This is a genomic window from Paenibacillus litoralis, from assembly GCF_046244365.1.
In the GTDB taxonomy this organism is placed as follows: domain Bacteria; phylum Bacillota; class Bacilli; order Paenibacillales; family NBRC-103111; genus Paenibacillus_V.
The window spans coordinates 4,394,673-4,421,105 of the sequence record NZ_CP176395.1 but is presented as its reverse complement, the minus strand read 5'-3'; the positions used below and the strand labels follow the sequence as shown (position 1 = coordinate 4,421,105).

At 50.2% G+C, this 26,433-nt stretch carries 20 protein-coding genes and 1 pseudogene; 12 read left to right on the top strand and 9 right to left on the bottom strand.

All coding sequences use genetic code 11. The features are described from left to right. Nucleotides 1–52 precede the first annotated feature (52 nt). The 5 genes from ACKGJP_RS18405 (at nt 53) to ACKGJP_RS18385 (ending at nt 5,888) form a co-directional block, all read left to right on the top strand. The gene (locus tag ACKGJP_RS18405; protein WP_409340286.1) at nt 53–1,549 is read left to right on the top strand and encodes an ABC transporter substrate-binding protein; all 1,497 of its coding nucleotides are present in this window, start codon (nt 53–55) and stop codon (nt 1,547–1,549) included. 73 nt (nt 1,550–1,622) lie between these two features. Next, complete coding sequence (locus ACKGJP_RS18400) at nt 1,623–2,525, top strand: carbohydrate ABC transporter permease (protein ID WP_409340285.1); 903 nt, start codon at nt 1,623–1,625, stop codon at nt 2,523–2,525. Between the two features lie 24 nt (nt 2,526–2,549). After that, nucleotides 2,550–3,395 carry a carbohydrate ABC transporter permease gene (locus ACKGJP_RS18395; protein WP_409340284.1) on the top strand — a complete coding sequence of 282 codons (846 nt, stop codon included), beginning with the start codon at nt 2,550–2,552 and terminating at the stop codon, nt 3,393–3,395. Between the two features lie 128 nt (nt 3,396–3,523). Beyond that, nucleotides 3,524–5,134 carry a LamG-like jellyroll fold domain-containing protein gene (locus ACKGJP_RS18390; RefSeq protein ID WP_409340283.1) on the top strand — a complete coding sequence of 537 codons (1,611 nt, stop codon included), beginning with the start codon at nt 3,524–3,526 and terminating at the stop codon, nt 5,132–5,134. Nucleotides 5,135–5,459: 325 nt separating this feature from the next. Further along, nucleotides 5,460–5,888 carry an HIT family protein gene (locus ACKGJP_RS18385; protein WP_409340282.1) on the top strand — a complete coding sequence of 143 codons (429 nt, stop codon included), beginning with the start codon at nt 5,460–5,462 and terminating at the stop codon, nt 5,886–5,888. Between the two features lie 427 nt (nt 5,889–6,315). On the opposite strand, the gene ACKGJP_RS18380 is transcribed toward ACKGJP_RS18385, so the two are convergent. Next, a complete protein-coding gene (locus ACKGJP_RS18380) occupies nt 6,316–6,570 on the bottom strand; it encodes a helix-turn-helix domain-containing protein (protein ID WP_409340281.1) in 255 nt (84 codons plus the stop codon). Here ACKGJP_RS18380 and ACKGJP_RS18375 point away from each other — a divergent pair. The 5 genes and pseudogenes from ACKGJP_RS18375 to ACKGJP_RS18355 form a co-directional block, all read left to right on the top strand. Then, on the top strand, nt 6,522–7,085 hold the full coding sequence (locus tag ACKGJP_RS18375) for an FIMAH domain-containing protein (protein ID WP_409340280.1): 564 nt from the start codon (nt 6,522–6,524) through the stop codon (nt 7,083–7,085). The two genes, ACKGJP_RS18380 and ACKGJP_RS18375, sit on opposite strands and share 49 nt — an antisense overlap. An 823-nt stretch (nt 7,086–7,908) precedes the next feature. Next, nucleotides 7,909–8,502: a hypothetical protein gene (locus ACKGJP_RS18370; protein ID WP_409340279.1), complete on the top strand. Its 594-nt coding sequence runs from the start codon at nt 7,909–7,911 to the stop codon at nt 8,500–8,502. A 522-nt stretch (nt 8,503–9,024) separates the two neighbouring features. After that, nucleotides 9,025–9,909, top strand: coding sequence for a serine hydrolase (locus tag ACKGJP_RS18365; protein ID WP_409340278.1), 885 nt, complete (start codon nt 9,025–9,027; stop codon nt 9,907–9,909). A gap of 214 nt (nt 9,910–10,123) precedes the next feature. Further along, nucleotides 10,124–14,395: a discoidin domain-containing protein gene (locus ACKGJP_RS18360; RefSeq protein ID WP_409340277.1), complete on the top strand. Its 4,272-nt coding sequence runs from the start codon at nt 10,124–10,126 to the stop codon at nt 14,393–14,395. A 74-nt stretch (nt 14,396–14,469) separates the two neighbouring features. After that, nucleotides 14,470–14,586 (top strand): annotated as a pseudogene (locus ACKGJP_RS18355) (heavy metal-binding domain-containing protein); the annotation flags it as partial. A gap of 606 nt (nt 14,587–15,192) precedes the next feature. Here ACKGJP_RS18355 and ACKGJP_RS18350 read toward each other — a convergent pair. Both ACKGJP_RS18350 and ACKGJP_RS18345 read right to left on the bottom strand, forming a co-directional pair. Next, nucleotides 15,193–15,627: a DUF6326 family protein gene (locus ACKGJP_RS18350; protein ID WP_045668857.1), complete on the bottom strand. Its 435-nt coding sequence runs from the start codon at nt 15,625–15,627 to the stop codon at nt 15,193–15,195. A gap of 89 nt (nt 15,628–15,716) precedes the next feature. Beyond that, nucleotides 15,717–16,424: an NAD(P)-dependent alcohol dehydrogenase gene (locus ACKGJP_RS18345; protein WP_409340276.1), complete on the bottom strand. Its 708-nt coding sequence runs from the start codon at nt 16,422–16,424 to the stop codon at nt 15,717–15,719. A 128-nt stretch (nt 16,425–16,552) separates the two neighbouring features. Here ACKGJP_RS18345 and ACKGJP_RS18340 point away from each other — a divergent pair, with 128 nt between their 5' ends. Together ACKGJP_RS18340 and ACKGJP_RS18335 are read left to right on the top strand one after the other, a co-directional pair. Further along, a complete protein-coding gene (locus tag ACKGJP_RS18340) occupies nt 16,553–17,389 on the top strand; it encodes a stalk domain-containing protein (RefSeq protein ID WP_409340275.1) in 837 nt (278 codons plus the stop codon). A 2-nt stretch (nt 17,390–17,391) separates the two neighbouring features. Beyond that, entirely contained in the window at nt 17,392–19,236 is a 1,845-nt protein-coding gene (locus ACKGJP_RS18335) for a WG repeat-containing protein (RefSeq protein ID WP_409347190.1), read from the top strand. 76 nt (nt 19,237–19,312) lie between these two features. On the opposite strand, the gene ACKGJP_RS18330 is transcribed toward ACKGJP_RS18335, so the two are convergent. From ACKGJP_RS18330 to ACKGJP_RS18305, 6 genes are all read right to left on the bottom strand, one after another. Continuing rightward, a complete protein-coding gene (locus tag ACKGJP_RS18330; protein ID WP_409340274.1) occupies nt 19,313–19,780 on the bottom strand; it encodes a hypothetical protein in 468 nt (155 codons plus the stop codon). 62 nt (nt 19,781–19,842) lie between these two features. Continuing rightward, entirely contained in the window at nt 19,843–20,100 is a 258-nt protein-coding gene (locus ACKGJP_RS18325) for a hypothetical protein (RefSeq protein ID WP_409340273.1), read from the bottom strand. 462 nt (nt 20,101–20,562) lie between these two features. Further along, nucleotides 20,563–21,537 carry an exo-alpha-sialidase gene (locus ACKGJP_RS18320; protein ID WP_409340272.1) on the bottom strand — a complete coding sequence of 325 codons (975 nt, stop codon included), beginning with the start codon at nt 21,535–21,537 and terminating at the stop codon, nt 20,563–20,565. Between the two features lie 46 nt (nt 21,538–21,583). Further along, the gene (locus ACKGJP_RS18315; RefSeq protein ID WP_409340271.1) at nt 21,584–23,197 is read right to left on the bottom strand and encodes a response regulator; all 1,614 of its coding nucleotides are present in this window, start codon (nt 23,195–23,197) and stop codon (nt 21,584–21,586) included. Beyond that, nucleotides 23,194–25,029, bottom strand: coding sequence for a sensor histidine kinase (locus ACKGJP_RS18310; RefSeq protein ID WP_409340270.1), 1,836 nt, complete (start codon nt 25,027–25,029; stop codon nt 23,194–23,196). Before ACKGJP_RS18310 ends, ACKGJP_RS18315 begins: the two co-directional genes overlap by 4 nt. Nucleotides 25,030–25,142: 113 nt before the next feature. Continuing rightward, the gene (locus tag ACKGJP_RS18305) at nt 25,143–26,429 is read right to left on the bottom strand and encodes an FAD-dependent oxidoreductase (RefSeq protein WP_409340269.1); all 1,287 of its coding nucleotides are present in this window, start codon (nt 26,427–26,429) and stop codon (nt 25,143–25,145) included. Nucleotides 26,430–26,433: the final 4 nt, after the last annotated feature.

The following is a 26,433-nucleotide window of genomic DNA, read 5'->3' as shown; positions in this document are numbered from 1 at the left end:
ATAAGGGTGTATCTCGAAAGAGGTGCACATTATGCTAGGGGGAATGCAGAATATGAAGAGATGGTTAAGCTTCAAACTGGCGGTTATATTTTCGCTTGTCTGCCTGCTCGTTGTTTCCGGCTGCAGTTTCGGGGACCCGAAGCCGTCGGCATCGGGGCAAACGGTGTCGCCAAGTGCAGCGTCGACGCAAGCACCGACTGGCGATGAAAAGGAGAAGCCGCAGACGGGAGTCACGCTTGATCCGAATAAGAAAGTGAAGCTGCGCTATTACACGCCGTCCGCCTACGATCAAGTCGAGTTCGATGCGGCGTATCCGGAATGGAAGAGGCTGTATCCAAATATCGAGGTTGAGCTCGTGCTGGTTTCGGGCAGCGACTTCGATACAAGCGTCAAGATGGCGACAATCGCCGGGGAGCAAGTCGATGTCATTTATACGGGAACCAACAATATTGAGCGTGCAAGCCCGGATAGCTTGTACTTGCCGCTTGACGATTTCGTCAAGAGAGACGGTTGGGATTTAGCCGCGGAATTTGGCGGTTACACGAATCAGTTTATTGTCGGCAGCAAGCTGTACGGGATTCCGCGCGCTGTAGCGCCGGATGGCGTCTGGTACAACAAAAAGCATTTTGCAGATGCAGGCTTGCCCGATCCTTCTTCCGGCGATTGGACATGGGAACAATTTTTTGAAACCGCCAAGAAGCTGACCAAGTACGACGACAAAGGAAAAATTATACGCTACGGCGTTCAGGATTGGAATTTCGGAACCGGCTCTTTGGCGGAAACCGCCCAGAAGATTGCCTTGTACAGCGGTTGGGAAATGCTGAAGGAGGACGGTTCGTTCAATCCGGATTGGACGAATTTCAAGAAAGCGGTTGATATGCTGTATCGGGCTGTATATGTGGATAAGTCAATGGCAAGTCCCGCCGAATTGACGGCGAAAAACCTGCATTGGCAAAACGATTATTACAAAGGCGTCAACTCGATGGGCATCGGCGGCCGGAACGGCGCGATATTCCAGGACTTGGCGGTCGAGTACGGCCAATTGACGGCAGAAGAAGACGCTGCGGGCTACCACACATTAGCGCCTATGCCAAGATGGGATGCAAGCTCGCCGAAAAAGCAAGCATTCGAAACGGTTGTCGGCGACTCGATATCCAAGTTGACGAAAAATCCCGATGCGGCTTATACCTTTATCAAGTGGCATGCCACGAAATCGATCGAGCTTGCCTCCAAGGTCGCTCACCGGATGCCGGCGTCCAGGAAGCTGGACAAGAATACGCTGCTGGAAAATTGGCGTTATTTCAACAATAAGAACGGCAAGCTGACGCAAGGTAAAGAGCGGAACGACCTTTACAGCAGAATGATGGACCCGGAAATCAAGCCGATCTATGGCAAAAACTCGATTAAGTACGCATACGCGGCGAAAATGAAAATCGAATTGGAGAAGCATCTGTCGCTATTGTTCGCGAATGAAGCCAAGCTGGACGAAACGATTGAAAACGCCAAAATCGCGACCTTCAAAATTTACGAAGCGGAAACGAAAAAATAAGTCAAGCGGAGTCGCCTCAAATCCGCGTATACAAGGCGATTGACGGCTTGCCTCCAAAAACGGCGGTGGTGGCATGAGAAACGGGCATGTACTGGCAAAGAGAAAGATAAAGAAGGCCGTTGAGGGATATTTGTTTATTTTGCCTAATTTGGCCGGGTTCCTTATATTTACGTTTTTTTCGATCGGCTTCTCATTGATCGTCAGCTTTACCAATTGGGATTTTACGACCGGGCTGGACAATATGAGCTTTAACGGTCTCGATAATTTCAAGAAGATGCTGGACGATCGCTGGTTTATCGATTCCATGCTCAATATTTTGTACTTCGCTGCGTTCGTTCCTTTGCAAATTTTGCTGGCGCTGATCATTGCCTTTATTATCAACGAAAGCGTTTTCTTCAGCAAAACGATTCGCACGGCGTTGTTCCTGCCTTATGTAACGAACACAGTCATCATTGCGCTTGTGTGGGGAATGCTGCTGAACCCTGGGGAAGGGATCATTAACGGCATGCTTCGGATGTTCGGGATTGACGATCCTCCCGGATGGCTTGGTAGCAGCGCTTGGGTCAAGCCAGCGGTTATACTCATGACGACCTGGTCGGGGCTTGGGCTAAACGTCATTTTGTTTCTGTCCGGACTGGTCGGGATTTCGAAAGAGATTTACGAATCGGCGGAGATTGACGGTGTCAAGCCGCTCTCCAAGTTTTGGCATATTACGTTCCCGCTTATTTCGCCGACGACCTTCTTTGTTGTCATTACTTCGGTGATCGGGGTGTTTCAAGCTTGGTCGCACATTCAGATTTTGACCGGCGGCGGTCCGGGAAGCTCAAGCACGGTTATCGGATATTACATCTATAAAGCCGCATTCGAGTTCGGCCAGATGGGGTACGCTTCGGCGATGGCCTGGGTATTATTCGTTGTCGTGTTTGTTTTCACCTTGCTGCAATGGCGTCTACAAAAAAAATGGGTCCATTATTGAGGCCGTTAGCGGAGGTGACAAACCGTGACTAAACGATTGCTGATCGGGAAGCTGACGCGAACGCTTATTTTGCTGGCATTCAGTTTCGGCATGGTATATCCGTTCCTGTGGATGACGGCGGCCTCGTTCACGGCGGAGCGGAGCATTTTTGAATTCCCGTTCTCCATGATTCCGAATCCGGTAAACTGGGACGGCTACAAGGCGGTATGGATTAAGCCGGTGCTCGGTTCTTCCATGTGGCTCTATTACTGGAACAGCATCAAAGTGACGGTCATCGCCATGGTCGGCGCGCTGATCACCTGTTCGTTCGCGGGGTATGCTTACGCAAGAATGCATTTTCCGGGGCGGAACATCATCTTCCTGCTGCTGCTGGCGACGATGATGATCCCCTCGCAGGTCGTCATGCTTCCCAACTTTATGATTTACAAAGAGCTTGGACTCGTTAACACGCATGCGGCGATCTGGCTAGGCGCTTGTTTGGGTTCTCCGTTCGGGACCTTTTTGTTCAAGCAATATTTCTCGACACTGCCAATGGAATTAAATGAAGCGGCGGAGATCGACGGAGCGGGGCATTTTCGGATTTTTACCCGTATTATGCTGCCGCTGGCGAAGCCTGTTATTGCCACGATGATTATTTTCAACTTTATCGGGTATTGGAACAACTATGAAGGCGCGCTCATTTATTTGCGGTCGCCTAAGTTGTATACGTTGCCGCTCGCGCTGAAAATGATGTCGGAGGACAAATACTTTGTCCAATATGCGGGAGTGATGGCCGGATCGGTAAGCGCCGCATTGCCTATTCTGATTGTATTTATTGCGATGCAAAAGCATTTTATTCAAGGCATAGCGTTCGGCGGCGTGAAGGGATAGCGGAATGGAAGGATAGGCGAAGGAAGCTAGAAGGATTGCTGAATTGCGAGGCTAGGGGGCGGTCCGTAACGCAAAACTGCGGCCGTGCCGCTCCTGCCGCAGCATGAGGCGGAAAATGGAGGACTGGGATGAGTCAGAGTCAGGAGAAAAATGCCGGATTCATTGGATATTGGCCGCTAAGAACGGATAGCGAAGACTATAGCGGGCTGGGGCGGCACGGCGCGGCCAAAGGCGATGTGACGTACGAAGACGGGGCCGTGTTTGACGGCGTTTCGGCGGCGGTGGAGCTGCCGGATATTCCGGAAACCGACGGAAGTAGACCGTTCACCTTGTCGCTAGAGTTCGAAGTCAACGACGGGCGGGGATTTTTCCCCGGCGGACTCGCGAGCCGCTATTCGGAAACGGCGATGGAAGGATGGCATCTGTCCGTGCTCAGCCAGGCAGGGGTAACGTCGAGTCAGCCGAACTTGCGCAACGCGCAGTTCGGCTGGAGCAGCGGAAGGTCGCCGATCCGTTGGAAAGATTGGGGGAGTCCAGGCGACTGCCGGTATATCTGTTCCATGTGCGTATACAAGGACAGTTTGTACGTAGGGACGTTCGACGACGCTTCCGACAATCGCGGCCATGTGTACCGTCTCGGCAAGGACGGCGTCTGGACCGATTGTGGCACTCCCGACAACAGCAACTCGGTCTGGTCGATGGCGGAGTACAACGGGAAGCTGTATGTCGGCACGATGAAGTACCGGGCATCCGGCTCGGCGCTGCCCGAATCGCCCAATCAGGAGCGGGGCGGCAGCATTTACCGGTATGAAGGCGGCAAGAAATGGACGCTGTTCGGCCGGTTGCCTGTCGAGAACAATGATAGCGTCGGCGCGCTCACCGTCTATGACGGCAAGCTGATCGCCATGTCGTTCTACCCGCACGGTATTTTTGCATTCAGTGAAGACGGTTCCTGCGAATCGCTCGGCTCTCCGGGGCCGGAAGGCAAGACGCGGACGATGACACTGTCGCCGTTCCGGGGCCAATTGTTCATCGGCTGCAACGAGAAGCAAGGCGTATCGGCGAGAACGCTTGACGAGCCGTGGGCCGACAGCGGCGCCGTGGCGAAATGCGATCAGGTCTACTGCTTCTCGGTTTTCCATAACGAGCTGTTGACGGGCATTTGGCCGGAGGCGCGAATGCTGCGGTATGAGCAGGGAAAAGACTGGAGCGATTTCGGCCTGATGGGCAAGGAGAAAGAGGTCATGGGCATCTCTGTCTTTAACGGCAAGCTGTACGGCGGGACGCTGCCGGGCGGCCATGTGTACCGCTATGCCGGCGGCGGCCATGAATGGGAGTTGATCGGCGTGCTGGAGCAGCCGGACCCCAATATCCTGTACCGCCGGGTTTGGACGATGGCGGTGTACGACGGGCAATTGTTTGCCGGAACGCTGCCGGGCGGCAACGTATGGAGCCTGACGCATGACCCGCTGGCGACCGCGGATGCGAGCCTGTCCGACGGGTGGCACCGGGCGACAGCCGTGTATGATCGGGAGCGGCTCTCGCTCTATATCGACGGGGAGCTCGCGTCTACCGTCGCGGTTCCGCCGCAGGCAAGCGACGAATCCGGCCGCGCCTCCGCGCTGTCGGCGAGCGGTTTCCCGTTCGTGCTGGGCAAAGGACCGCAATGCCATTACTCCGGACGTATACGCGAGGTCAAGCTCTTCGATCGCGCGCTCGCTGCGAGCGAGATCAGTTAACAGTTGGATGGGACGGCTTCTTGCCTGGAGGGGGGATCGGTCAAGCGCATTACGGGGTAGTTTAGCGCCTCATGGGGACAGTATACGATCAGCTTTACGGCGCCTGCCGATGCTGACGATGTAGTTCAAATTTCTTTGGAACACAACGACCCTAACGTTTCAGGCGGTGTTGCCTACTTTGACGAGCTTGGCATAACGCTGAATTGAGGATTGCGATTGTAACGCAGGAGCCGCAGCGATCCGCGGAGCTTCGTCGATGAAGCTCCGGCGATTGTTTTTCAGGCTAAACCCCAAAGGAGACAAGGATATTCAGGAGGGCAGCGATATGAGCGATCTTCACAATTGTTTCTATTGTACAGAAGCATATAAGGGCTATATGAAGGAAATAGGCAAACTTCAGGTTTCGACGGTATATTTGAACAACGAACAAGAGTATCATGGCCGTTGTACGGTGGTGTTGAATACTCACAAAACCGAGCTATTCCAGTTAGACGACGAGGAACGCAATCAATATATGAGCGATGTGGCGAAGGTGGCGGCGGCATTAAAGAAGGAATTTGCAGCGGAGAAAATCAATTATGCGGTGTACGGAGATATTGATTCGCATATCCATTTTCACGTCGTGCCTAAACATAAGCATTCGAAAAATTGGGGTTGGCCGTTCGAGCTGACGGCGGGAGCGGGCAAGGAGAAATTTCTGACCGACGAGGAATATGCGGCGACGATTGAACGGATTTGCCGGCATTTGAATTGAAAATGGCATTATATCCCTTGGAAGGATCACGAACTGTTAATCGAGCTTATGCACGGGTACATGAGCTCCGGTTAATTTGAACATGGAGTTTAAATCGAAATAACAAGGGGCTGTCCCAGAAGGTCATAAACTGACCTACTGAGCAGCCCCTCTTTTACACATACGAAAGGACCGGTTTTTTTGTACATTTAATATACTTCACCAAAGTCATCATCTACGCCTATACGCCGCAGATTTACTTATCCTGCCATAGAACGAGATTCGGAAGAAGGAATTCCTCAGCAATTACGTCGAGCGTACTCCGACCGGCAAGATGGCCGATGATAGGAGATATCCATGCAGTTCAAGTGGTAGTCGGCACTTTTTTTATGATTGGGTTTTGAAAGCCTGTCGAGTTTTCAGATTATCATCGTCAGCACGATTTGCTTTAACCCTTCTTTCCGGTTTGCATGCTTCTTCTGTATTCAACAGGCGCGAATCCGGTTTTCTGCTTGAAAACGTGGACGAAACTGCGATGCAGCGAGTAACCGACGCGTTCCAAAATTTCCTGAACGGAAAGCTCGGTTGTGGCGAGTAAATTTTTAGCCACTTCTATGCGCGTGTCGAGCAGTTTTTGTTTAAAAGTGGTTTGGTATGACGGAGCAAACCCTTGAGATCGCCGTAGATAAAACGGTCCCTTCATTCACGCTGCTGGCGGGAGGCGAAGCTTTGTCGAACGGGGCCGTTATCGAAGACAGCCGGCCTGTCGTCCTTTCTCTTCAGGCGACTGACGGACTATCCGGCGTTGCTTCGCAAGGGATGACCGTTGACGGTCAAGCGTATCAGGAAGGGGTGCCGCTAATTTGGGCAGGACAGCTGGGTACCCATACGATTGGCATATGGGTGGAGGATCATGCCGGAAACCGGATACAGGTAACGGTAACCGTTCAAGTGACGACAAGTCCCGCTTCCATCACGAAGCTCATTGACGCTTACGAGGCAGCCGGCGAGCTGGGCCACGCCATTGCTTCGCAGCTTCGCAACAATATGATGCAAGCCGTCCATCATTGGTACGCCGGCCAGAAAACGCAGGCTCTTAAAAGTTTGGACGATTTCTTAAAGCATATGGACAACACGGCGCATCAGAGTCAAATTACCGCACAGGCGAGAGCCGCTCTGGCGGCGGATATCGGGGCGCTGCGGCAAATGTGGGAATAACTATTTACGTCCGCCTTGCATGGCAAAAAAACGTCCGGTGATCATCGATCATCCGGCCGTTTTTTTGATGTTTCGGGGCTCCCCGCAAAGTAATCGGAATAAGCTTCGAAGGCCACACGTCACTTTGTGGAGTTAGTTAAAGTCTCAGAAAGTATATCCTCCGCTGATTTTTCGACTTCTCGGTAAACGCGATTTCGCCGTCGTGTGAATATTTTGTACACTTTTCTAAAATTAGAGGTCTATAACGGGCTTTACCGCGGTTAGATGAAATGCAACCCGATTGATCTGGATCTGGATTCTACGGTGGGCACGGTATATGACGATCAAGCTGGAGAGGCCACCAAATCCGCTGTTGGACGACAAGCCACAACCCGAATCACCCCCGCATAACTTTCGGGTTTTAGATTAATGGGGCAAGTTCTTGTCGCAGGTGAACGATAAGACGACTCACAATAAAAGATCAGGAAAATTGTGCAGTAACATAAAGCTCCGAACTTTGTGCCGTGTGACAATTCAGTCATATCGGCACTTCTTTGACTTCATGTTCGTATTTTTGAGTTACAGTAGATAACTCAGAAATATGAACTTTTACGTTTTATAACGTGCAATTGAAAACTTTTGCGAGAAGTCGTACAATTGGGGCCAGATACCATGTAAATAATTGTGGTAAGTAATACATAAGTTAAGACCTTTCTTGCGATTGATATGGTTATTGTGGACACAATAGACGGTTGAAATCTTTGGCTGACGGTAATACAGAAAATCTCCGCTTTCGGCAATACCCGAACTGCGGTATAAAGGAAAATGGTGATGATAGAACAATATGGACACTAAAAAAAATATTGAAAATATCAGCCTATTAAAAGAGAAAATATCTGATTGGCATAAGTTGAGTGAAGAAGAGCTGTTTCTTGCTGTTAAAGAGTTTGAGAAAACGCCCAGGTTAGAGGTTTCAATTTATTATCAAGATTTATTTAATGATCCGAAGTTTTCTAAAATCCTTCTTGATATCTATATTAGGCATAAGGATAATACTAAGCTTGTAGTTCTGCTTGTTTCAGCAATTGGGAATATGATTCAGAGATATGATCTTCCGGAAACAAAGGAAATTTACGAATTCATGCTGGAAAATTCAGATAAAAGTAACATTGGACCTTATGTTGCGATATTCCTGCCTAAATTAAAATATTTTGATATTTATGATAGAAAATGGGAATATATTATGAATATTAAAAAAATGTCACCCAAAAAAGTAGCCGAAAGTTCTTTTGAAACGATTATGGATTTGTATTTAGAAAAAATTCCGGAACAATATAAAAAAGAGGCCATCGAATATTTTAATAAAAAAGTAGAAGCGTCTAACAATGAATACGGTAAACAATATTATCAAGATATCATTAATAAAATCAAGAGTTAATTACGGTTTGTTGAATGCTCGAAAATTCGCTAAAAACCAGAATTTCGCAGCAGCGACATCGTGTCGGAGGACAAGAACATATATCCATTTAAAGCCGCGCAGAGCGCGGTTTTATTTTTTTATGGATATAACTTCTTGTCTTTTTCATAAGACAAGAAGTTATAATGTTTTCCGTAAATGGACAAGAAAATGATGTGCTTTCCACAAACAGCGAACGATATAGATTGAGGTACCAATATTCAGTATACAATACATTTTGTTGTCCCGAAATTTGGCTTGTTATATAAAAACTCGTACTAATATTTTATGGTGGATTTATGATGGGGCACTGGATGAACCCTTGTCCGGTGCCGGCCTGCAGTGGATTTCGCTACTGCCCGGCACTTTCGGGGAGTTTGGCGTAGTTTACGGACAAAGCGGATTCACACCGGTTGCCACAATTCATGATGTGTTTGGACTTGGAACTGAAGAGGATAACGCAACAACACGATAGTGGAGGAGCTTGCAGTGATGTAGCTCCTCTTGTTCATTGAAGTAACGGGCAGTTTAGCTCCCAGCCCCTTTTCAGATATTACCAATAAGTGTTATCATGGAATGCGAACAAACATTCTTTTTTTTGGGGTGATTCGCGTGGATATCTTTAACAACCTAGACCAGTATACTAAACAAATAAAAGATCGCATTGCTGCATCAGCAGCAGCAGTATACGTTATGAAAGACGATGAAATCATTCATGAATGGTATTCAGGAAACCACATATTCCATAACGGCGCCAGAAAAGTAGATGAATTTTCACAGTTTAACGTTAATTCAACGCGGGTTACCTATGTTGGGCTTGCCGCTGCAATAGCTATTAACGATAATGCAATAAAAGGCCTAGACGATCCAATTAGTAAATACCTTTCTAATTATGACAATAATATTCTCGGTAACACTACAATAAGACATCTTGTTACAAGAACAACAGGGTTACAATTTCTAGGAAATGGCAGCGTAGTACGTAAGTATGAAGAGGGTACTTCTTTTGAAGGGAAAAAACCTGAGGTACTTGCAGCGATTATTAAGAATGCAACAGGAAAAACGGTTGCTGAAATCATTGATGAACGAGTGTTGAAACCATTAGGACTAACCCAAACGGAGTGGAGAACGGAAGGTAAAGAAACCCTAGTATGTGATATAAACGATCCAAACAGCTATCCTACCTTAAGCCGCGGGCTCGGCGGCAATATTACAGCTGGCGTGCGCAGCTTGTTCGGAGGCGAAATAAAGGAGTATACCGAGATGATTAAAGACACCCGCAAGTCGGCGATCGACCGAATGATTCAGAACGCGCCGCAGATTTACGGCGATTTTTTCTTTGCGGAAGCAATCTGCGAATTGCGCGGCATGACAAATACGTTCTGGTAGGTGCAAGAATGAAAAGAAGCTCAAAAACCGTTAAAGCCGCGTTGTTAGCGGCTTTTTTATATGCGCAAAAGGTATTGCTAAGCGGCATGTAAACAAAAGTATATCCAATGTCATCAACTGTTGCTTTGAATGGCCGAACAGGTTCCCTAGTATGGAAGAGGAGAGGACGCGCACCAAGAAGCCGGCATCGATCTAACAAGCCAAGGAGGAGAACATGAGTAAAAGACCCTTATCCATTCTTTTGTCGGTTGCCCTGTTGCTTTCCCTTATTGTCCCGGCCACCAAGCCGCAGAAGGTCGCCGCAGCGGCGCAGGCAAATGCGGATTATTCGCATCCCGTTTCCTTGTCGGTAAATGATTCCGTTTACAGCGGCGAGATCCCGCCTGCCGACACGAATACGCCGATTAGTGTCAACCTGTCGGTTCATAAAGCGGTCTATGCTTCGGGTAACGAAGTGGACTGGCTTGGCCCGGCCAACGCCGTGGACGGTAACGGCAGCACCAGGTGGTCATCCGCGAAGGCAGACGACGAGTGGTTCTATGTGGATCTCGGCGAAGCGTATGTCATCAATCGGATTACGATCAAATGGCAAACACCGGCCAGCCGCTATAAGCTCTTGGTATCAAGCGATGCGGAGCATTGGGTGAACGTTCTTGCAGGCGATGGTGAAATCGCTTGCAAAGGCGGGACGGAAGCGACCGATTTCGATGACGTACAAGCCCGGTACGTGAAGTTTCAAGGCGTGCAAAGAGCACCTGTTGACGGCATCTTCTATGGCTATTCCTTCTTCGAGTTCGGAGTATACAATGCCGGCATCCTGCCCAAGATCGTGAAAGGCATTACCCAAATACCGCCTATCGCAAAGGGACAGACCGAGATCGAGCTACCCGATGTGCCGCAAGGGTATATGGTTTCGGTTTACGGCAGCGACAGGCAGCCCGTGATCGACAAAGCGGGCGTCATCCATACGCCGCTCGTGGATACGAAGGTCAATCTGCTGTTCCAAGTTGAAAACATAGCCGATCCGGGCGATAAGGGGATTACCGGCAGCGTACCGGTCATGGTCCCAGGCGCCTATACGCAAACCGCGGATTTGAACAAAGAACCGATGGTCGTGCCTTCGCTTCGGGAATGGCATGGCCGGACAGGCGATTTTCTTCTGACATCCGGATCGAGAATCGTCGTAAACCCCGCCAATCAGTCGGCTTTGAGCAAGGCGGCGGAGCAAACGAAAGACGATTTGAACGATATCGGAGGCTTTGTCCCGGAAATCGTGTACGGAGCTCCGCACACGGGCGATATTTATTTGTCCTTGGACGATACGTTATCGCAGCTCGGCAGGGAAGGCTATCTTCTCGATACCGACAATTATGTCTCCATTGCCTCGGCGGATGCCGTCGGCGTATTTTTCGGGACGCGGTCGGTGCTTCAAATGTTGAAGCAAGACGCGCAGCATGCGCGGATCCCCAAAGGGACCTCGCGGGATTATCCCAAGTACGAAATCAGGGGCCTCATGATCGACGTGGCGAGAAAGTTTTATACGATTGATTTCTTGCGCGATTATGTGAAGCTGTTGTCCTGGTATAAAATGAATCAACTGCAAATCCATCTGAACGACGACGTAGGGACACCTTTCAAAGACGGGACGAATTCCGCATTTCGTTTGGAAAGCACGCAGTACCCCGGCCTTACGAGCAAGAACGGCTTCTATACGAAGGAGGAGTTCCGCGACCTTGTTCGGCTTGGCATCGACTACGGCGTCAATATCGTGCCAGAGATTGATACGCCGGGACATTCGCGGGCGTTTACCGCATACGATCCGACGTTGGGAACGGGGCCTCATCTCGATATTACGAAGCCGGCTACCGTCGAGTTTGTCAAAAGCTTGTTCGACGAATATATCGGCGGCGATAATCCGACCTTTATCGGTCCCGACGTTCATATCGGAACGGACGAATATTGGGGCAGCGACAAAGAAGTTTTCCGCGGCTATATGAATACGCTTATAAACCACATTAACGATAAGGGTAAACATCCGGAAATATGGGGCGGTTTGGCGGAATACAACGGCGTCACGCCGATAAGCACCCAGTCGACGATGAATATTTGGCATGTGCCGTACGGAAACGCGCAACAAGCGATCGATCAAGGTTTTGATATCATCAACACCGAGAACAGTTACATGTATCTCGTTCCAAGGCTGTACAAGGACTACATGGACACCAAATATATGTACAACAATTGGGAGCCGAACATGTTTTCCGATATGACGATCCCGGCTGGGCATCCGAAGCTGAAAGGCGCCATGCTAGCGCTGTGGAACGATATATCGGACGCAAGCGGATTGTCGATGGACGATTCTCACGACAGGATGTTTCCGGCTGTACAGGTGCTCTCCGAGAAAATGTGGTCGGGATCCAGGGAAGACCGGAACTACGCGTCCTACAACGCTACGGCCGCCGCGGTCGGAGAAGCGCCGAACGCTAACATTTCTCATAAGCTGCAAGTGAGTAATCCGGACGGAAGCGTACTCAAGTACCTGTTCGAGAACGGCTTTGCCGATTCCTCCGGAAACGGATTCGACGGATCGGGCAGACAAGTGACGATAACGGACGGGAAGTATGGGAAAGGCCTGCGATTCAACGGGGGAGAAAGCTATCTGCAAACGCCGCTGCAATCGTTAGGCTTCGGATGGACCGTATCGATGTGGATCAAGCCGGATGCCGACAATCCCGATGACGCCGTGCTGATGGAGTCGCCCGCCGGTAAGCTTCTGCTGAAGCAAGGGAATACGGGGCTGCTTGGATTTACGAAGGAGCATTACACCAGCCTCTTTCAATACCAAGTGCCCGCCGGGCAATGGACGCACTTGCTGCTGACGGGAGACAACAAGGGTGTGTCGCTCTTTGTGAATGGCGATGAGTACGTCGAAAAATTATGGGTTCGAAACGGCTCGTCTCCACGCATCGATACCCTTGTTTTGCCGCTCGCCCGAATCGGCAGCCAAGCGAACGCTTTTAAAGGCGTCGTCGATAATGTGATGGTGTTCAACAAGGCGGTCCAATTTGACGGGGACAATCTGGCTCTGCACAAGTCGGCGCAATCGTCGTCGAATGAAGCCCCTCATTTATCGCCGGATCAGGCGGTCGACGGCAATATGGGAACGAGATGGTCCAGTCCGTTCACGGACGATGCCTGGTTCGCCGTCGATCTTGGCAGCGAGCAGCCGATCAACAGCGCCGTCATCAAGTGGGAGACGGCATATGCCCAATCCTATAAGCTGTATATTTCCGCCGACGGCGAACACTGGACGAACGTGAAGGCTGGCGATGGGACGATCGATGGCCATGGTGGCGTGGAGACGATCACATTCCCGACCGCAAACGCAAGATATGTCAAAATGGAAGGCATCAAGCGAGCGACGGATTACGGGTACTCGATTTTTGAATTCGAAGTGTACGGACCGGGCGTTCTTGGCAGCTATTTGGCGCTCGTCAAACAAGCGAATGACATGCTTACAACGGGTAAAGGGGATGCCGCGATTCGGAGCCGTCTTCAGGATGTGTTAAACAATTTCCCGTATGTTTACGATTCGACCCTCCCGCAGCTTCAACAGTTGATCCGGGAGCTTCAAGAATCGATCGATCGGGGCAACGATACGGCGCCTCCGGAGACGACGGCTCTCGTTGCGCCTTCCGAGCCGGACGGCCTGCATGGATGGTACGTACATCCGGTAACGGTGACCTTGTCCGCGCAAGACGATCTTTCCGGCGTCGCTTCGACGGAATATAGCTTGGACGGCGGCGGCTGGCAGCCGTACGCAGCGCCGTTCGCCATTGGCGTAGACAGAACGTATGAATTGCGTTACCGGTCTGCGGATCAAGCTGGCAATAGGGAAGCGTCGAAGACGCTCCCCGTCCGAATCGACCGGGAGGCACCTACAGTGACGACTATCGTCAATGGAGCGCCGCTCTCCGCCGGAACCGTTTTCCAGGACAGTGTGGCGTTCGTACTCGAGCTGCAAGTTTCCGATTTTGGGTCGGGGGTCGCCGAAACGACGGTCACTATAGACGGTATTCCGTACGCCGCAGGAACGCCGTTGCCTTTGGCCGGCTGGCTGGGTACTCACGAAATCCGGATTGTGGCGGCGGATGTTGCCGGTAATGAATCGCAAACGATTATCCCGATTACGGTTCAAACTAGCATCGCTTCAATGGAGCGTCTCCTCGACCAGTATGCGGCATCCGGCGATCTGAGCGATTCGCTGAGAGATAAGCTGGCCGACAGCTTGAAGACTGCCCGGAAGCATGAAAGCAAAGGCAAATGGAAAAACGCAGCCGATGCGATGGAACAGTTCGTGAAGAAGATGAGCAAGCCGGGCAATAAAGAGACGATTTCCGAAGGCGCGAAAGCAGCGTTGATGGTGGATGCCAATGCGTTAATAAAAACGTGGTCCGATGGGGCCGACGTTGAAAGCACGACCTGACAAAGGCCCAAGTATGGAAAAGCATCCGGGAGAGCGGCGAAAGCCGTTCCTCCGGATGCTTTTTTCAATCACGCTCGCATGCGATGGGAGCCAATGCGATCATCATGATGCGTTTCGATTCCGGGGAAATCGGCAACACGATGTCCGAAATCGTCGCTTACGGGACCGCAGTCGTTGCGGAGAAAGCGTAGCCCATGTATTGCTTCTTCGGAGCGTACATATCGTGCATTCGTTTTATCCGACTGAAGCTTATCAGCGCGCGGATGACGGCTTGGAATCTCGGTCAAAAGCCGCAGACGTGAGTGTCGGATGACAAGAAAATTATAACATTAGGAGTCGCGTATATCGCGGCTCTTTTCATTTATGTTGTCATGTTCTTGTCTTGGGTCAATGACAAGAACTCGACAACATGCCCCACAGGTGACAAGAACATGACAACATACTCCACAGTTGATTTTGTTTCTGAATTCTTACGTTGTGGCCGTCAGGCCATGGTTGACATTCTTGGAGGACAAGAACATACCATCCTTAGCCGCGACTGAACAAAAAACGGTTGAGGGAGGGGCAGGGATACCTTAAACTGGAAATGGATTAAGCTAACTGGCAGATTACCGCGGCAACCGCTCCATTATTCGTGAACATTTAGTGGTCTACCTTGAGATCTGATGCGGGTAATTTGATATTTAAAATGAAACTTTTGAACAATTAAAAAAGACTGCCGAAACAATCTCGACAGCCTGCATGTTTTCGTACTTTTGAACTTTTTCAGTGGCCCCTTAGACCCGCTATTATTGTTTCTATTTGGCCAACGAAGAAGGCCATTTCCATGCATACCAGATAATTAGACAAAGAAGAGCGACTTCTACAACAGCGCCAAACACCATGTGCACCCAAGCCTCTCCTGTCAAATTAAACAATGTATAGGGAATATACACCGCGGCAATAATGATATTTGCCCAGCGACTTACTTTTGCCGGCAGGGCAACAGAAAGGAAAATCATAAGAGCTGGAATTGTTACCGAAATCAGTGCTATCAATAGAAAGACATATGAAATGTCAAATATAAATATTTTTCCTGCCAGAATACCTTCTATTTTGCCCGGCATATATAAGGCGAAATAATCAACATAAATATAGAGAAACATAAAACTCGCCCACAGCGTAGCAATCTTCAGTTTCGAACTGACTTTGATGTCTTCCAGTGCATTTTGTGCTTTATTTTGTGTATTCATATTAATCTCCATTCATAAATTAAAAGTTGTAATCCCTATATTCCACGTCATTTTACGATAACCATAATAATTCGATATTTTCGCATATCCTACGAAGAATTCAAGTAAAGCTTACGATACGTTGACAGACTATTATAGCCATTTATGGCTATAATCAGATCAAATTGAGCTTTTAGGGTGTCAAGAGGCGCCACCGAATAGTTTATAACGGCATCAGCTCCCAAATTTTTTGCTTGTTTGACATGCTTTGTACCTGTCACCGCCGTCACATAACCGCCGAAATATTTAGCTAGCTGCAGTGCATAACTCCCTACACCACCAGAAGCACCGACAATAAGAACCCGCTCCCCTTTTTGCAACTTTCCGAGATCCCTTAGTCCTTGAAGGGCTGTCACGGAAGTTAGAGGTAGCGACGCTGCTTCTAAGTGACTTAAGCGCTTTGGTTTATGGACCAATAGTGTTTCTTTGACGCTGACATAATCTGCAAAGGCGCCAAACCCTGCATCCGCTAAATCTCCATACACTTCATCGCCAACTTTAAACCGCGTCACACCCTTGCCCATCTTAGAAACAATCCCAGAGACATCTGTGCCCTTTATGATGTGCTTAGGGCGAAAGATCCCTGAACTTAAGCGCATCATCATCGGTTTACCCCTTAGAAGACGCCAATCCGGAGCATTAAGGGATGTTGCCTTCACATGCACAAGCACCTCATCGTCTTTAGGCGTAGGCTTTTTCACTTCAACTAGTTTTAACACACTAGCAGGTCCATATATTTCTTGTATAATTGCTTTCATTGACTCTCCTTCCACTGAACATAGATTAAACATAACGAATTGTGTAAGGCCTCACTACCTACTAAAGTATGGTTTCTTAAAAAAAATAAATAAGTAAATTTTATGGGCTTGATCGTGAGGGCAACGAGTTGTTTCGAATCATTCGGAACAACAAGGATCAGACCTCAAGCAGCTTAACAGTTGTGAACGAGGGAGGTATTCTAGCCGAAACGCAGGATATCGGACTTTTTAAAATCGGCAAAAAGGAAATCGGCATTGCGGTGGAGGGAGAGCCTCTGCGTTTTGAACGAAAGCCACTAATCCGGGAAGGTCATTTATTGGTCCCTTTCCGCCCGCTATTCGAAAAGCTCGGACTTCAAGTGGAATGGAATGATCAGGAGCGATCGGTCACGGGCCGGAAGGAAGGGACCGAAATCCGATTGAGTGTCGACAGTACGTTGGCAGTTATTAACGATATGGAAATTTCATTACCTGCTGAACCGCAGATCTTTGAAGATTCTCTCTATGTGCCTTTGCGATTTGTCGGGGAAGCGATGCAGCTTGAGGTCGAATGGGACGGCGTGAATCGGGAGGTTCGGGTCGGGCGGCCGGAGCAGCTGGCCAAGCAGGCGGTGCTGCGTTTTCTGATGCATCTGGAACAAGGTGACGATTATAAAGCTACTCATGACTTGTCTGAATCCGGATTATCCATCGTCGAGCGTTCGCCCGCCTTGGCGCCTTATTTTATGCGAAAGCAGTGGAAAAACGATGTTACCTCAATACAAGCCGAGGCATATGGGACTTCAACTTATATGGTGAAAACCAAACAGCGCAACCGAAGCTATGACTTCGCGGAAATATTCGATCAGGTGCAAGAGAATTGGTATCAGGTCGTACGTACGGATGAAGGCCAGTGGAAGCTGAAGGACAGCGATTTGTTTCAGATGACATCCATATTCGGAAATGCTGCGGGAGGAAAACCATAGTGATGAGAAATAGACGATTTCAAACGTGTTTGCTCACCGCTCTCCTTACGGTTACGCTTTGCTCGCCAGTCTCAACGCTATATGCGGATTCCAAAAGTGAGGAACCAATCCAGGTTCTCATGGACGGGAGGCCACTGCCGCTTGATCCGCGGGCACAGCTTCTGGAGGATAGCGTTTATGTTCCTTTTCGTCCGTTCTTCGAGAAGCTTGGTTTGCAAATTTTCTGGATCGACGAAACCCGGACGGTTCTGGGGAAGGGCAAATCCGTGGAAATGGAGCTTTCGATCGGAAGCCGGAAAGCCAAGGTGAACGGACAATCGGTTGAGCTCACGGCTCCGCCTGCGATCCGCGACGGGGTAACTTATGTTCCTTTGCGCTTTGTTACCGAGAATGTCAAAGGAGAAGTGGATTGGAATGGTACCACGAGAACAGTTGAGATTGCTTCGTCAGCCGAGGGAAAGCTCAGAAGGGCGGTCATTCGCCGGAGTGACGCTTTGATCCGACAGTTGCTGGACTCGGGGGCGTACCCCCACTATGAGGACGGTTTTGGCATGACGCTGCTGGAGAGGGCGATTGAAGCCCGTGATCCTAATGCCGTACGAGCGTTGCTGAAAGCCGGAGCGGATCCCGACTCAAGGAACGGAAAAGGAGATTCGGCACTGCATCAAGCGATACGATTAGATGACAAGGAATTGGTTCAACTGTTGTTGGACGCAAAAGCTGATCCATGGCTGCCCAATGCGGAAGGAAAAACTCCCATCGCTATGGTTGCGGACGGCTCGGTTTCCACTTCGATTAAGGGGCTGCTTGATGCGACTTCATCTAGATTAGAAAAAGATAATCGGCCTCTATGGCCTGCCGGTCATAAGGGGATATACGGATTTATCGATAGATCCGGTAATTGGGTGATTGATCCGCAATATAGAAGCATTCACGGGTTCTCGGAAGGTCTGGCTGTTGTGACCGTTGATACCCCGGACGGGAATCTGGAGGGATACATAGACAAAACAGGTAAAAGTGTCATTGATCCGACCTTTACTGTGGCATCCTCCTTCCACGAAGGCTTGGGGGTGGTTACGAATGTTCAAGGAAGCGAGATTGTAACATCTTACATCGATAAATCGGGAAAACCTGCTATTCCCAAACGTTATACGTACGGTTTCTCTTTTAACGAAGGGCTTGCAGCTGTATTAACCGGCAATTTTCAAGGAACTATGCGTTTAGGATTTATCGATCGAGAGGGGAACGAAGTCGTTTCTCCTTCTTATCAAGGGAATTTCTTATTTGGCCAGTACTTTTCTGAAGGCTTATCTCCTGTAACGAAAGATGGCGAGACTTACAGCTATATCGACAAACAGGGGAAGACCGTCATTCCCCCTAACTTTTCGAAAGCCAAATATTTTCAGGACGGTCTTGCCGGAGCATCTGCATTTTCCGATCCTGAGGGTAGGTGGGGATTCATTGATCTTTCCGGGACATTTGTCATAGAGCCGCGATATTCGGATGTGTCCTCTTTTTCAGAGGGACTGGCTGCGGTGAAGGTTCAGCAAAATGACCGGGAAGCGAAATGGGGCTTCATTAACAAATCCGGCGATATGGTCATCGAACCGATCTTCGACAGTGCCCATGATTTCCGCCAAGGCCTTGCTCCTGTCAAACTCGGAAAGTACTGGGGGTACGTAAATAAGCTTGGGACGCTTGTAATCCCTGCTGTCTATACATGGGCGGACAATTTTCAAGACGGTATGGCGGAGGTAAGCATCGGGGAATCAACAGAGAGGTACATTGATTTGTCAGGCCGTATCGTATGGACGGAGGAGGAGACTGCTCCGCAGAAATCATTGTAACGAGTTCAGGAACTACCTAAACGGAGCCACGCAGGATTGCGGGCTCCGTTTTCTAATTCATTCTGGAATATCACTGCTATAATGTTGTGGCCTTCTCCTGATTAACCATAACTGATCCCCGTACTGTCGTATTTGTCCAACGATCTCCTGCTGTCCTTATGTACTTTGCAAAGACGTAAGACCAAGGCATAGCAATTGGAATAACAATCGCAAAGGTGCAGGCAAAAACATTCGCGACGATTGAATCGTCCATCTGGCCGGATAACCACAGTGGTAGCGCGACAATTAACAACCAAATCGACTTCCAAATCATTTCCCACATAAGCACAGGCAGCATCTGCAACGGATAGCGGATTCCGATGATCACCAGCAGCCCAAAGGCCACCTGCATGCAAGCTACTACTCCTTCCATAAACTCCCATGGTTTATCCTGATAGATCGCTTGATGGATGACCGCTGGAAATTGGAAAATAACGAGACCAACGGCAATGAAAAGATACACAGCTCTGAGTAAATATAGTCGAAACAACGATACTTCGTTCATTTGGTAGCTCCTTTTGGTTGGTAGATTCAATTGGCTTCTGATCGTACAGGCCACTGATCAATTTATTCGACTTCTTTCAATACCTTCTCGATCACTGTCAATCGATTATTGACGTCAACAAGTGTGGCGTCGAGGGAAGAGAGTGCGTTCGCTGCCTGAGTTTGGGCGGCAACGGCTTTTTCCGCGATCTGTCGGTAGGCCTCATCACTGGCGAAGCGATACTTTGCCTGTTGGATGGCTGAGAAATATCTCATACCGAAGATGAGTAACAACGTTGCGAGCGGGAGGCAGATAGTTAAAAAATACACTTTTTCGGACATAAGTACCTCTACTTTTCAGGATTGGTTGTTAGAGACTTCTCAGCTTCAGCGATGGTCGTCGGAGAGAGTTCGAAGCCAAAGTTAGTAACTTCAAAATAGTTAAGTGCTTTGCCATCATGAGACACAAGCGGGACATGTAGATGTAACAATTGATATATTAGATTTTCTGACATCTGTATAAAATACGGGTTTTGTGAATATGTAATCAAGCAAAACAACAAAAACCTTGGCAATCACTTACAAGGAATTTTTAGTACTCTTCTGCTCCCGCACTTTACTTCGACAAAAGGGTCAAGTTCTTGTCGTTCGTCCGCGACAAGAACTTGACCCTTTAAAATCAAAAACCCGCAAGTTATGCGGGTTTTAATCGGGCTATGTTCTTGTCGTCCGACAGAGCTTTTTGGAGCTATGGCTGCCAAAGGTACATACCGACAAATAGCATGACCCCAGCCGAACTGTTATCTATTCGAGTATAAGCTCCCAAAAAGCGATCTGCACCCGATTCCAGGTGTATGTGATGAATAGCCGGTTCCTCTGCGCAACAATGGCAGGGTACGAATATTCACCAGGATCCCCCTCCAGCGTCAGCATTTCGCGCCAGTTCACACCGTTGTCTGCGGACAGACTAACAACCAGCGGCGATCGAGATGCCCAATTGCCAGGGACAGGATTGTGCACAAGTACCAAACTGGCGTCCGACAGCCGCACCAGATCGATGCCACTGTTATTGTTCGGATATGGCGTCGCATAAGCCTCGCTCCACGTACTTCCGCCATCTGATGAATCGCTGCGATAAATCGATCCTTCGGTACTGCGCAGCAGCATGTGGACGTGACCTGGAGTTGACTCCCACAAAGTCGGTTGAATGATCCCTTTCCCTTTGAGCGCGGAATGAGCAATCGGTACCACTTGGCTGCGCTTCCAACACCGACCGCCATCAGAAGATAAGTCTACGAATGCGTCCCATATCTCCTCCGTTTCGATCGAAGCGGGAGCCGCCAACATTCCGTCCTGCAGCATGATCAGCTTGTTTTTCACTGGCCCTCTTCCGCCGCTGCGGTCGCCTGCGACTAGCTCAACCGACTCGCTCCACGTACGCCCGCCATCCCGGGATGTACAGACCCGCGTCACCCATTCTTCAACGGTGTGGCCTACTTTGTAATACAAATGAACGATTCCTTCGGCATCTGCGAACAACACCGGATTCCAATGCGGAATTCCCGCCTCCCCAGCCATTCGAAAAGGAGCGGACCAATCCCTGTCCATTCGGATCGCTCCCCAAATATCGACGTCCTGATCCCCTTCCTTCGTCCCGCCGAACCAGGCGCTGATAACCGAGCCGTCAGGCATCACAACTAACGTCGATGCATGGCAATTGGCAGTCGGTTTACTTGCTTCTGGGAAAATAAGCTGTTTACTTGCACTGATGAGATTCATGACCTTCTCCTCTCTCCAAATGAAATATAATGAACCGGAACTGCCGCTACTGGCGCTTAATTTCCCCAGGAGTAACTCCCCAAAACTTGCGGAAAATTTTAGTGAAATAGCTGACATCCCCATAGCCTAGCAGCTTGGCGGCATCATACACTTTGGCCCCGTTCGCGAGCAGTTCTCTGGCCCGTTCCATCTTCACTTCGGTTACATAAGTGCTGAATGACTTGCCGATCTCTTGTTTGAAAAGGCGGCTTAGGTAGGATGAATTGGCGTATAGTTTCTCGGATGCCGCATACAAAGATACGTCCTGGTGAAGATTCTCTTGGACATAGTCAATCATCGTCCGCACCAGCTCGTTGGAACTCGAGCTGCGCTGTGCTGAGGCATACCGGAATATCGTGGCGACCAGCCGCTGCAGCCAGGCGGCGATTTGTTCTTTGCCGATCAAACGATCCGGATGGCGGAAGTATTCGTAATCTACTCCGGTTACCTCGCGGACGGACCAGCCTTTGGCATGAATAACGCGTACCATCAGGCTATGCACGTACAGAACGTATTCGCTTGCCTGCTCCGCATGTTCCGCCTTCCCCACGGTAGCATCGTACAACTCGCCAACCGCCGTTGCGGCCGCCACTTCGTCCCCCTGATCCAAAGCACGTTGCAACGCCTGTTCCGGACGGCTACTCACGGAGAATACGCTCGCTCTGATCTCGTTCTGCCGATACGGGATAACGATGTCCGGCCCGTGAACGACCCGCTCGTGCAGCGCCTGTACCGATTGTTGATACGATGCCCGAATCTGTTCACCGGAGCAGATGGTACCGATGCCGGCGCTCACTGTTACCTTCAGGCAATCGTGCACAAGCGACACAATTTTGATGGCGGTTGCCTGCACGCGCTGCATGAAAATGGCCTCAATCTCGTCCGCCTCAGCAGGCAGTATGCAGACCGTTCGGCCGGCCTCATCGTTTACGACCCAACCCGAGACGGTCTCAGCCATGTATTCCCGGGCAATGCACAACAGCGAGAACTGCAGCAGCGCCGTATCCTTGCTGCTGAAACGTGAAGGCCGGTCCGGCTGGTCAGCGAGAAGCGGATCGATTTCCATCGCCATAACGGCAAAACGGCCGCTACTGCAGATCGCCAGTTGCAATTCACCGCTTCTACGCTCCACTTCCCACGCATCGTATCGGCCGCCGATCCAGTGCTGCAGAAACGTCTCCTGCAGGTGCGGCATATTTTCGTCCCATTTCCGTTTGAGACTGATCTGGTTGTACTTGTCTTCTCGCTCGCGTCGCAGTTCATCCGCAGCGGCAGCAACTGCTTGTAGAATATCCGCCCCCCCTGCAGGCTTCAGTAAATAGCTGCTTATACCAAGCTCGATGGCAGTCTGAGCGTAAGCGAAATCATCGTGCCCACTCAGGATGACAATTTTTAAAGAAGCGGCATCGCGTAGAACGGTTCGCGCCAGCTCCAATCCGTTCATACCAGGAATTTCAATATCTATAAGCAGCAGGTCGGGCTTCTTCCGCTCAATCAAATCCAGCGCAACAAGCCCATCTTCGTACAATCCCGCGATTTCGATGCCGTGGACTTCCCACGGAATATTGTTCGCCAAATTGTTGCGCAGCTTCGGTTCGTCTTCTACAATAACAAGATTCATGTCGGTTCCTCCCCGTTCGCGACGCTGCCGGGTCGCTCGGGAATACGTGCGACTACCTTAGTCCCCTTGCCCGGCTCACTTTCGATTTGCAGTTCCGCCTCAGGACCATAGTACAGCTGCATTCTCGCTTTCACATTACTAAGCCCGAACAATCCTTCGAAACTTTCCCCGATTTGCTCCCGAAGAAATTCCTGCCCAATTTTCGCGAGCTTGTCCCTTACAAACGCCAACCGTTCCGCCGTCATGCCACTGCCGTTGTCGCTGATGCACACGATCAGATGACCATCTTTCATCGCCGTGCTGATCTCCAGCAACCCGCCTTCTTTCTTCTTCTCCAGCCCGTGAATGATCGCGTTTTCGACAAGCGGCTGCAGCAGCAGCTTGAGAATCATGCAAGACTTGCTCTCCTCCGACACATCGATAACGACAGTGAATTGATCCTCGAACCGGATCTGCTGGATGCGTAAATAAAATTGCAAATGTTCGATCGTCTCGGCAATCGTATACGCATCACGCCCTTTGCCTAGGCTCAGGCGGAAAAATTTCGACAAGTTGAGCACCATATCGCTGATTTCGCCAGCGTCGTAATTTTGGGCCGTCCAGTAAATGGAGTCGAGCGTATTGTACAAAAAATGCGGGTTGATTTGCGATTGCAGAAATTTAAGCTCAGTCGTCGCGACGCGCAAATGCTGCTCATATATATTTTTGATCAAATGCTGCTGCCGCTGCGCCATCGTATTGAATGTCCTCGTTAAGTAGCCGAATTCGTCAGGTCGCAGCTCGTCCAGTTGGACATCGAGGTTGCCTTTCTGAATCTGCTTCATCCCATGCAGCAGCCGCTTGAGCGGCACCGATAAACCGGTATAGAAAACGCTGGGGACGATGATTGCCAGCAGCCCGCTGACCGCAATAATAACATAAAGATAGAGCCGCAATTGTTTCGTTTCGCGGTAAATTTCCGCTTCCGGCTGCATGAGCACTAGCGACCATTTGGAAAATTCCGATTGTACGCGGAACATCAGAGCCTGCTCCCCCGTATCCGGCATTCGCCGGACGAGCATGTCCTGCCCATCATCCGGCCACTCCGGCAAATCGCCGGCTTCCGCCGTCCCAGCTACCAGCCGGCCGTCTCCCGCGACTAGATACCAGCGCGCGTGAGGAGAAGACGTTATTTTAGCGAAAGACCGCATAAAATTCTCTTTGCGTACAGTCATCATCAACATATTCGGCTGCCGCTGCCGATTGTACAAATCCATTAAACGAATGAAGGTGACGCTCCCGGTGTTCAGGACAATATCCGCGCCATTCGGCGACTCGGCTTGCGAACGCGGAATAACCAAGGTGGACCGACCTTGGTTGGCTTCCACCTGTTGGAACCAGTCCTTATCGCGATAGTCTTCCAACCGGCTGCCGCCGAACCCGCTTGAAATGAGCATACCGGATTTGTCATGTAAAATAGCAATGGGAGCGATCACCTGATTGATTGTCGAAATATTGACGACTTGAATCAATATTTTTCGGAACTCGTAAACGTCGTTCGGGGTCAGAACGGAACCGGCGTTATTCAGTATATTGTTCAGGCTTTCGTCGGTAGCGATAAGCGTCGACAACTCTTCAATACCTTGTAGCGTAAGATCGATGTTATCCATGGCAGATGCCATTGCATTCCGTGTTCTTTCGCCAAGCTGCTTCTCCAGTATGGATTGCGATTCGCTCACCACAAACAAACCGATGAACCCCAGCGGCACCAGTACGAGCAAAAAACAGGCCGTCAGCCTTGCCTGAACGGACTCCCTGAATAATCTGAATACCGCCTTATAGACGTATTTCACGAATATGCTCCCCCCGGTATGCTGGCCAGGAGCCTGCAGCACGCGGGCTCCTTTTCTCCATCATACTCATAAGCACCGCACTGGCAAGTTTTCTTCCCTGCTAACCGTATCTATTACAAGGACAGATTAGCCCCTCTCTGTTCCACCGTCCGCCGTACTTCCATGTAATCGGTATCCCGCGGATCACAGCTGTCCCGTACGGAAATCGCTGCAGCGATTCCGGAAGCCTGCCCCATCATTGCGCACGTTGGCATGACTCGTGCCGATGAAAGTGCCAACTGGTCGGCCGACATGCAACGGCCCGCGACAAGCATGTTGCGACTGTCTTTGACAAGCAGCGAACGAAACGGAATGTGATAAGGCGGAACTTTCAAATCGTGATGGGCGAGCACATATGTACGTTTGTCATCGTCCGGTTTGTGTGCATCCAGAAAGTAAACGCCGCGTGCAATCGCATCGTCGAACGTGCGGGCAGCCCGCAAATCGTCGACGGTCAACACATAATCGCCTACAACTCTGCGGCCTTCGCGAATACCGATCTGCGGTGAGCAGTGATCGAGAATGAAATTGCGGTTCTCCACGCGCTGGTAGTAATCGAGCACTTCCATCATCCGGCGACGGGCTCGAATTTCAGCGGCGGTCATACTCTCCGTATCGGATGCGTCGAACATCGGGATTTTCACCTTAAAAGCGCTGCTGCCCGGCCCATTGGGCCATCTTGACGTCATCGGCAACTCTTCCCTGTCACGGATCGTCTCGAACCAGCCTTCAGGCACTTGGCAATGGATGTCGTCCCCTTCCACATCGCGGGTGAAAAACATCAACGACATCGGCAGTTGAATGCTGTCCTCCTGACGCCCCTTCATCGTGGCAAACCCGGCCATGTGGGCGACCTGAGCTTCGCCGGTACAATCGATGAATTGCTTCGCCCGCAGCGCCTCCGGTCCGGATTTGCCACATACGATGCACTCCCTGATGCGACCGTCGTCCGAGACAGACACGTCGACGAATTGCGTGTGCAACAGCAGCTTGACTCCGCGCCGCAACAACAGTTCTTGCAGCACAACCGCCAATATTTCATGATTGAACAGCCGATGGTCGACTTTCGGATACGACCCGTATGGGCCGATCGCGCGGAACTGTTCCAAATCGGCTATAATGGCGTCGAACACTTCGCCCTGTCCTGCCGTCTCGCCACAAAATGCCGCCACGCCACCTGTGGTGGCGTTACCGCCGGTGACGCCGAAACGTTCCACCAGAATGACCTTCGCTCCTCCCGCGGCCGCCGCGCAGGCAGCCGAAATGCCGGCAATTCCACCACCGATGACGGCGACATCCGCTTCATATCGCAGCGGAATGCGACGGCTCCATGCGATATGCGTTAACGTTGCACCTTGCATGGTT

Bases quoted from the DNA above. Each gene is read 5' to 3' on its own strand.
- ACKGJP_RS18405 (WP_409340286.1), top strand. From the start codon at position 53: ATGAAGAGATGGTTAAGCTTCAAACTGGCGGTTATATTTTCGCTTGTC.
- ACKGJP_RS18400 (WP_409340285.1), top strand. From the start codon at position 1,623: ATGAGAAACGGGCATGTACTGGCAAAGAGAAAGATAAAGAAGGCCGTT.
- ACKGJP_RS18390 (WP_409340283.1), top strand. From the start codon at position 3,524: ATGAGTCAGAGTCAGGAGAAAAATGCCGGATTCATTGGATATTGGCCG.
- ACKGJP_RS18385 (WP_409340282.1), top strand. From the start codon at position 5,460: ATGAGCGATCTTCACAATTGTTTCTATTGTACAGAAGCATATAAGGGC.
- ACKGJP_RS18375 (WP_409340280.1), top strand. From the start codon at position 6,522: ATGACGGAGCAAACCCTTGAGATCGCCGTAGATAAAACGGTCCCTTCA.
- ACKGJP_RS18380 (WP_409340281.1), bottom strand. From the start codon at position 6,570: ATGAAGGGACCGTTTTATCTACGGCGATCTCAAGGGTTTGCTCCGTCA.
- ACKGJP_RS18370 (WP_409340279.1), top strand. From the start codon at position 7,909: ATGGACACTAAAAAAAATATTGAAAATATCAGCCTATTAAAAGAGAAA.
- ACKGJP_RS18360 (WP_409340277.1), top strand. From the start codon at position 10,124: ATGAGTAAAAGACCCTTATCCATTCTTTTGTCGGTTGCCCTGTTGCTT.
- ACKGJP_RS18350 (WP_045668857.1), bottom strand. From the start codon at position 15,627: ATGAATACACAAAATAAAGCACAAAATGCACTGGAAGACATCAAAGTC.
- ACKGJP_RS18345 (WP_409340276.1), bottom strand. From the start codon at position 16,424: ATGAAAGCAATTATACAAGAAATATATGGACCTGCTAGTGTGTTAAAA.
- ACKGJP_RS18335 (WP_409347190.1), top strand. From the start codon at position 17,392: ATGAGAAATAGACGATTTCAAACGTGTTTGCTCACCGCTCTCCTTACG.
- ACKGJP_RS18330 (WP_409340274.1), bottom strand. From the start codon at position 19,780: ATGAACGAAGTATCGTTGTTTCGACTATATTTACTCAGAGCTGTGTAT.
- ACKGJP_RS18325 (WP_409340273.1), bottom strand. From the start codon at position 20,100: ATGTCCGAAAAAGTGTATTTTTTAACTATCTGCCTCCCGCTCGCAACG.
- ACKGJP_RS18320 (WP_409340272.1), bottom strand. From the start codon at position 21,537: ATGAATCTCATCAGTGCAAGTAAACAGCTTATTTTCCCAGAAGCAAGT.
- ACKGJP_RS18315 (WP_409340271.1), bottom strand. From the start codon at position 23,197: ATGAATCTTGTTATTGTAGAAGACGAACCGAAGCTGCGCAACAATTTG.
- ACKGJP_RS18305 (WP_409340269.1), bottom strand. From the start codon at position 26,429: ATGCAAGGTGCAACGTTAACGCATATCGCATGGAGCCGTCGCATTCCG.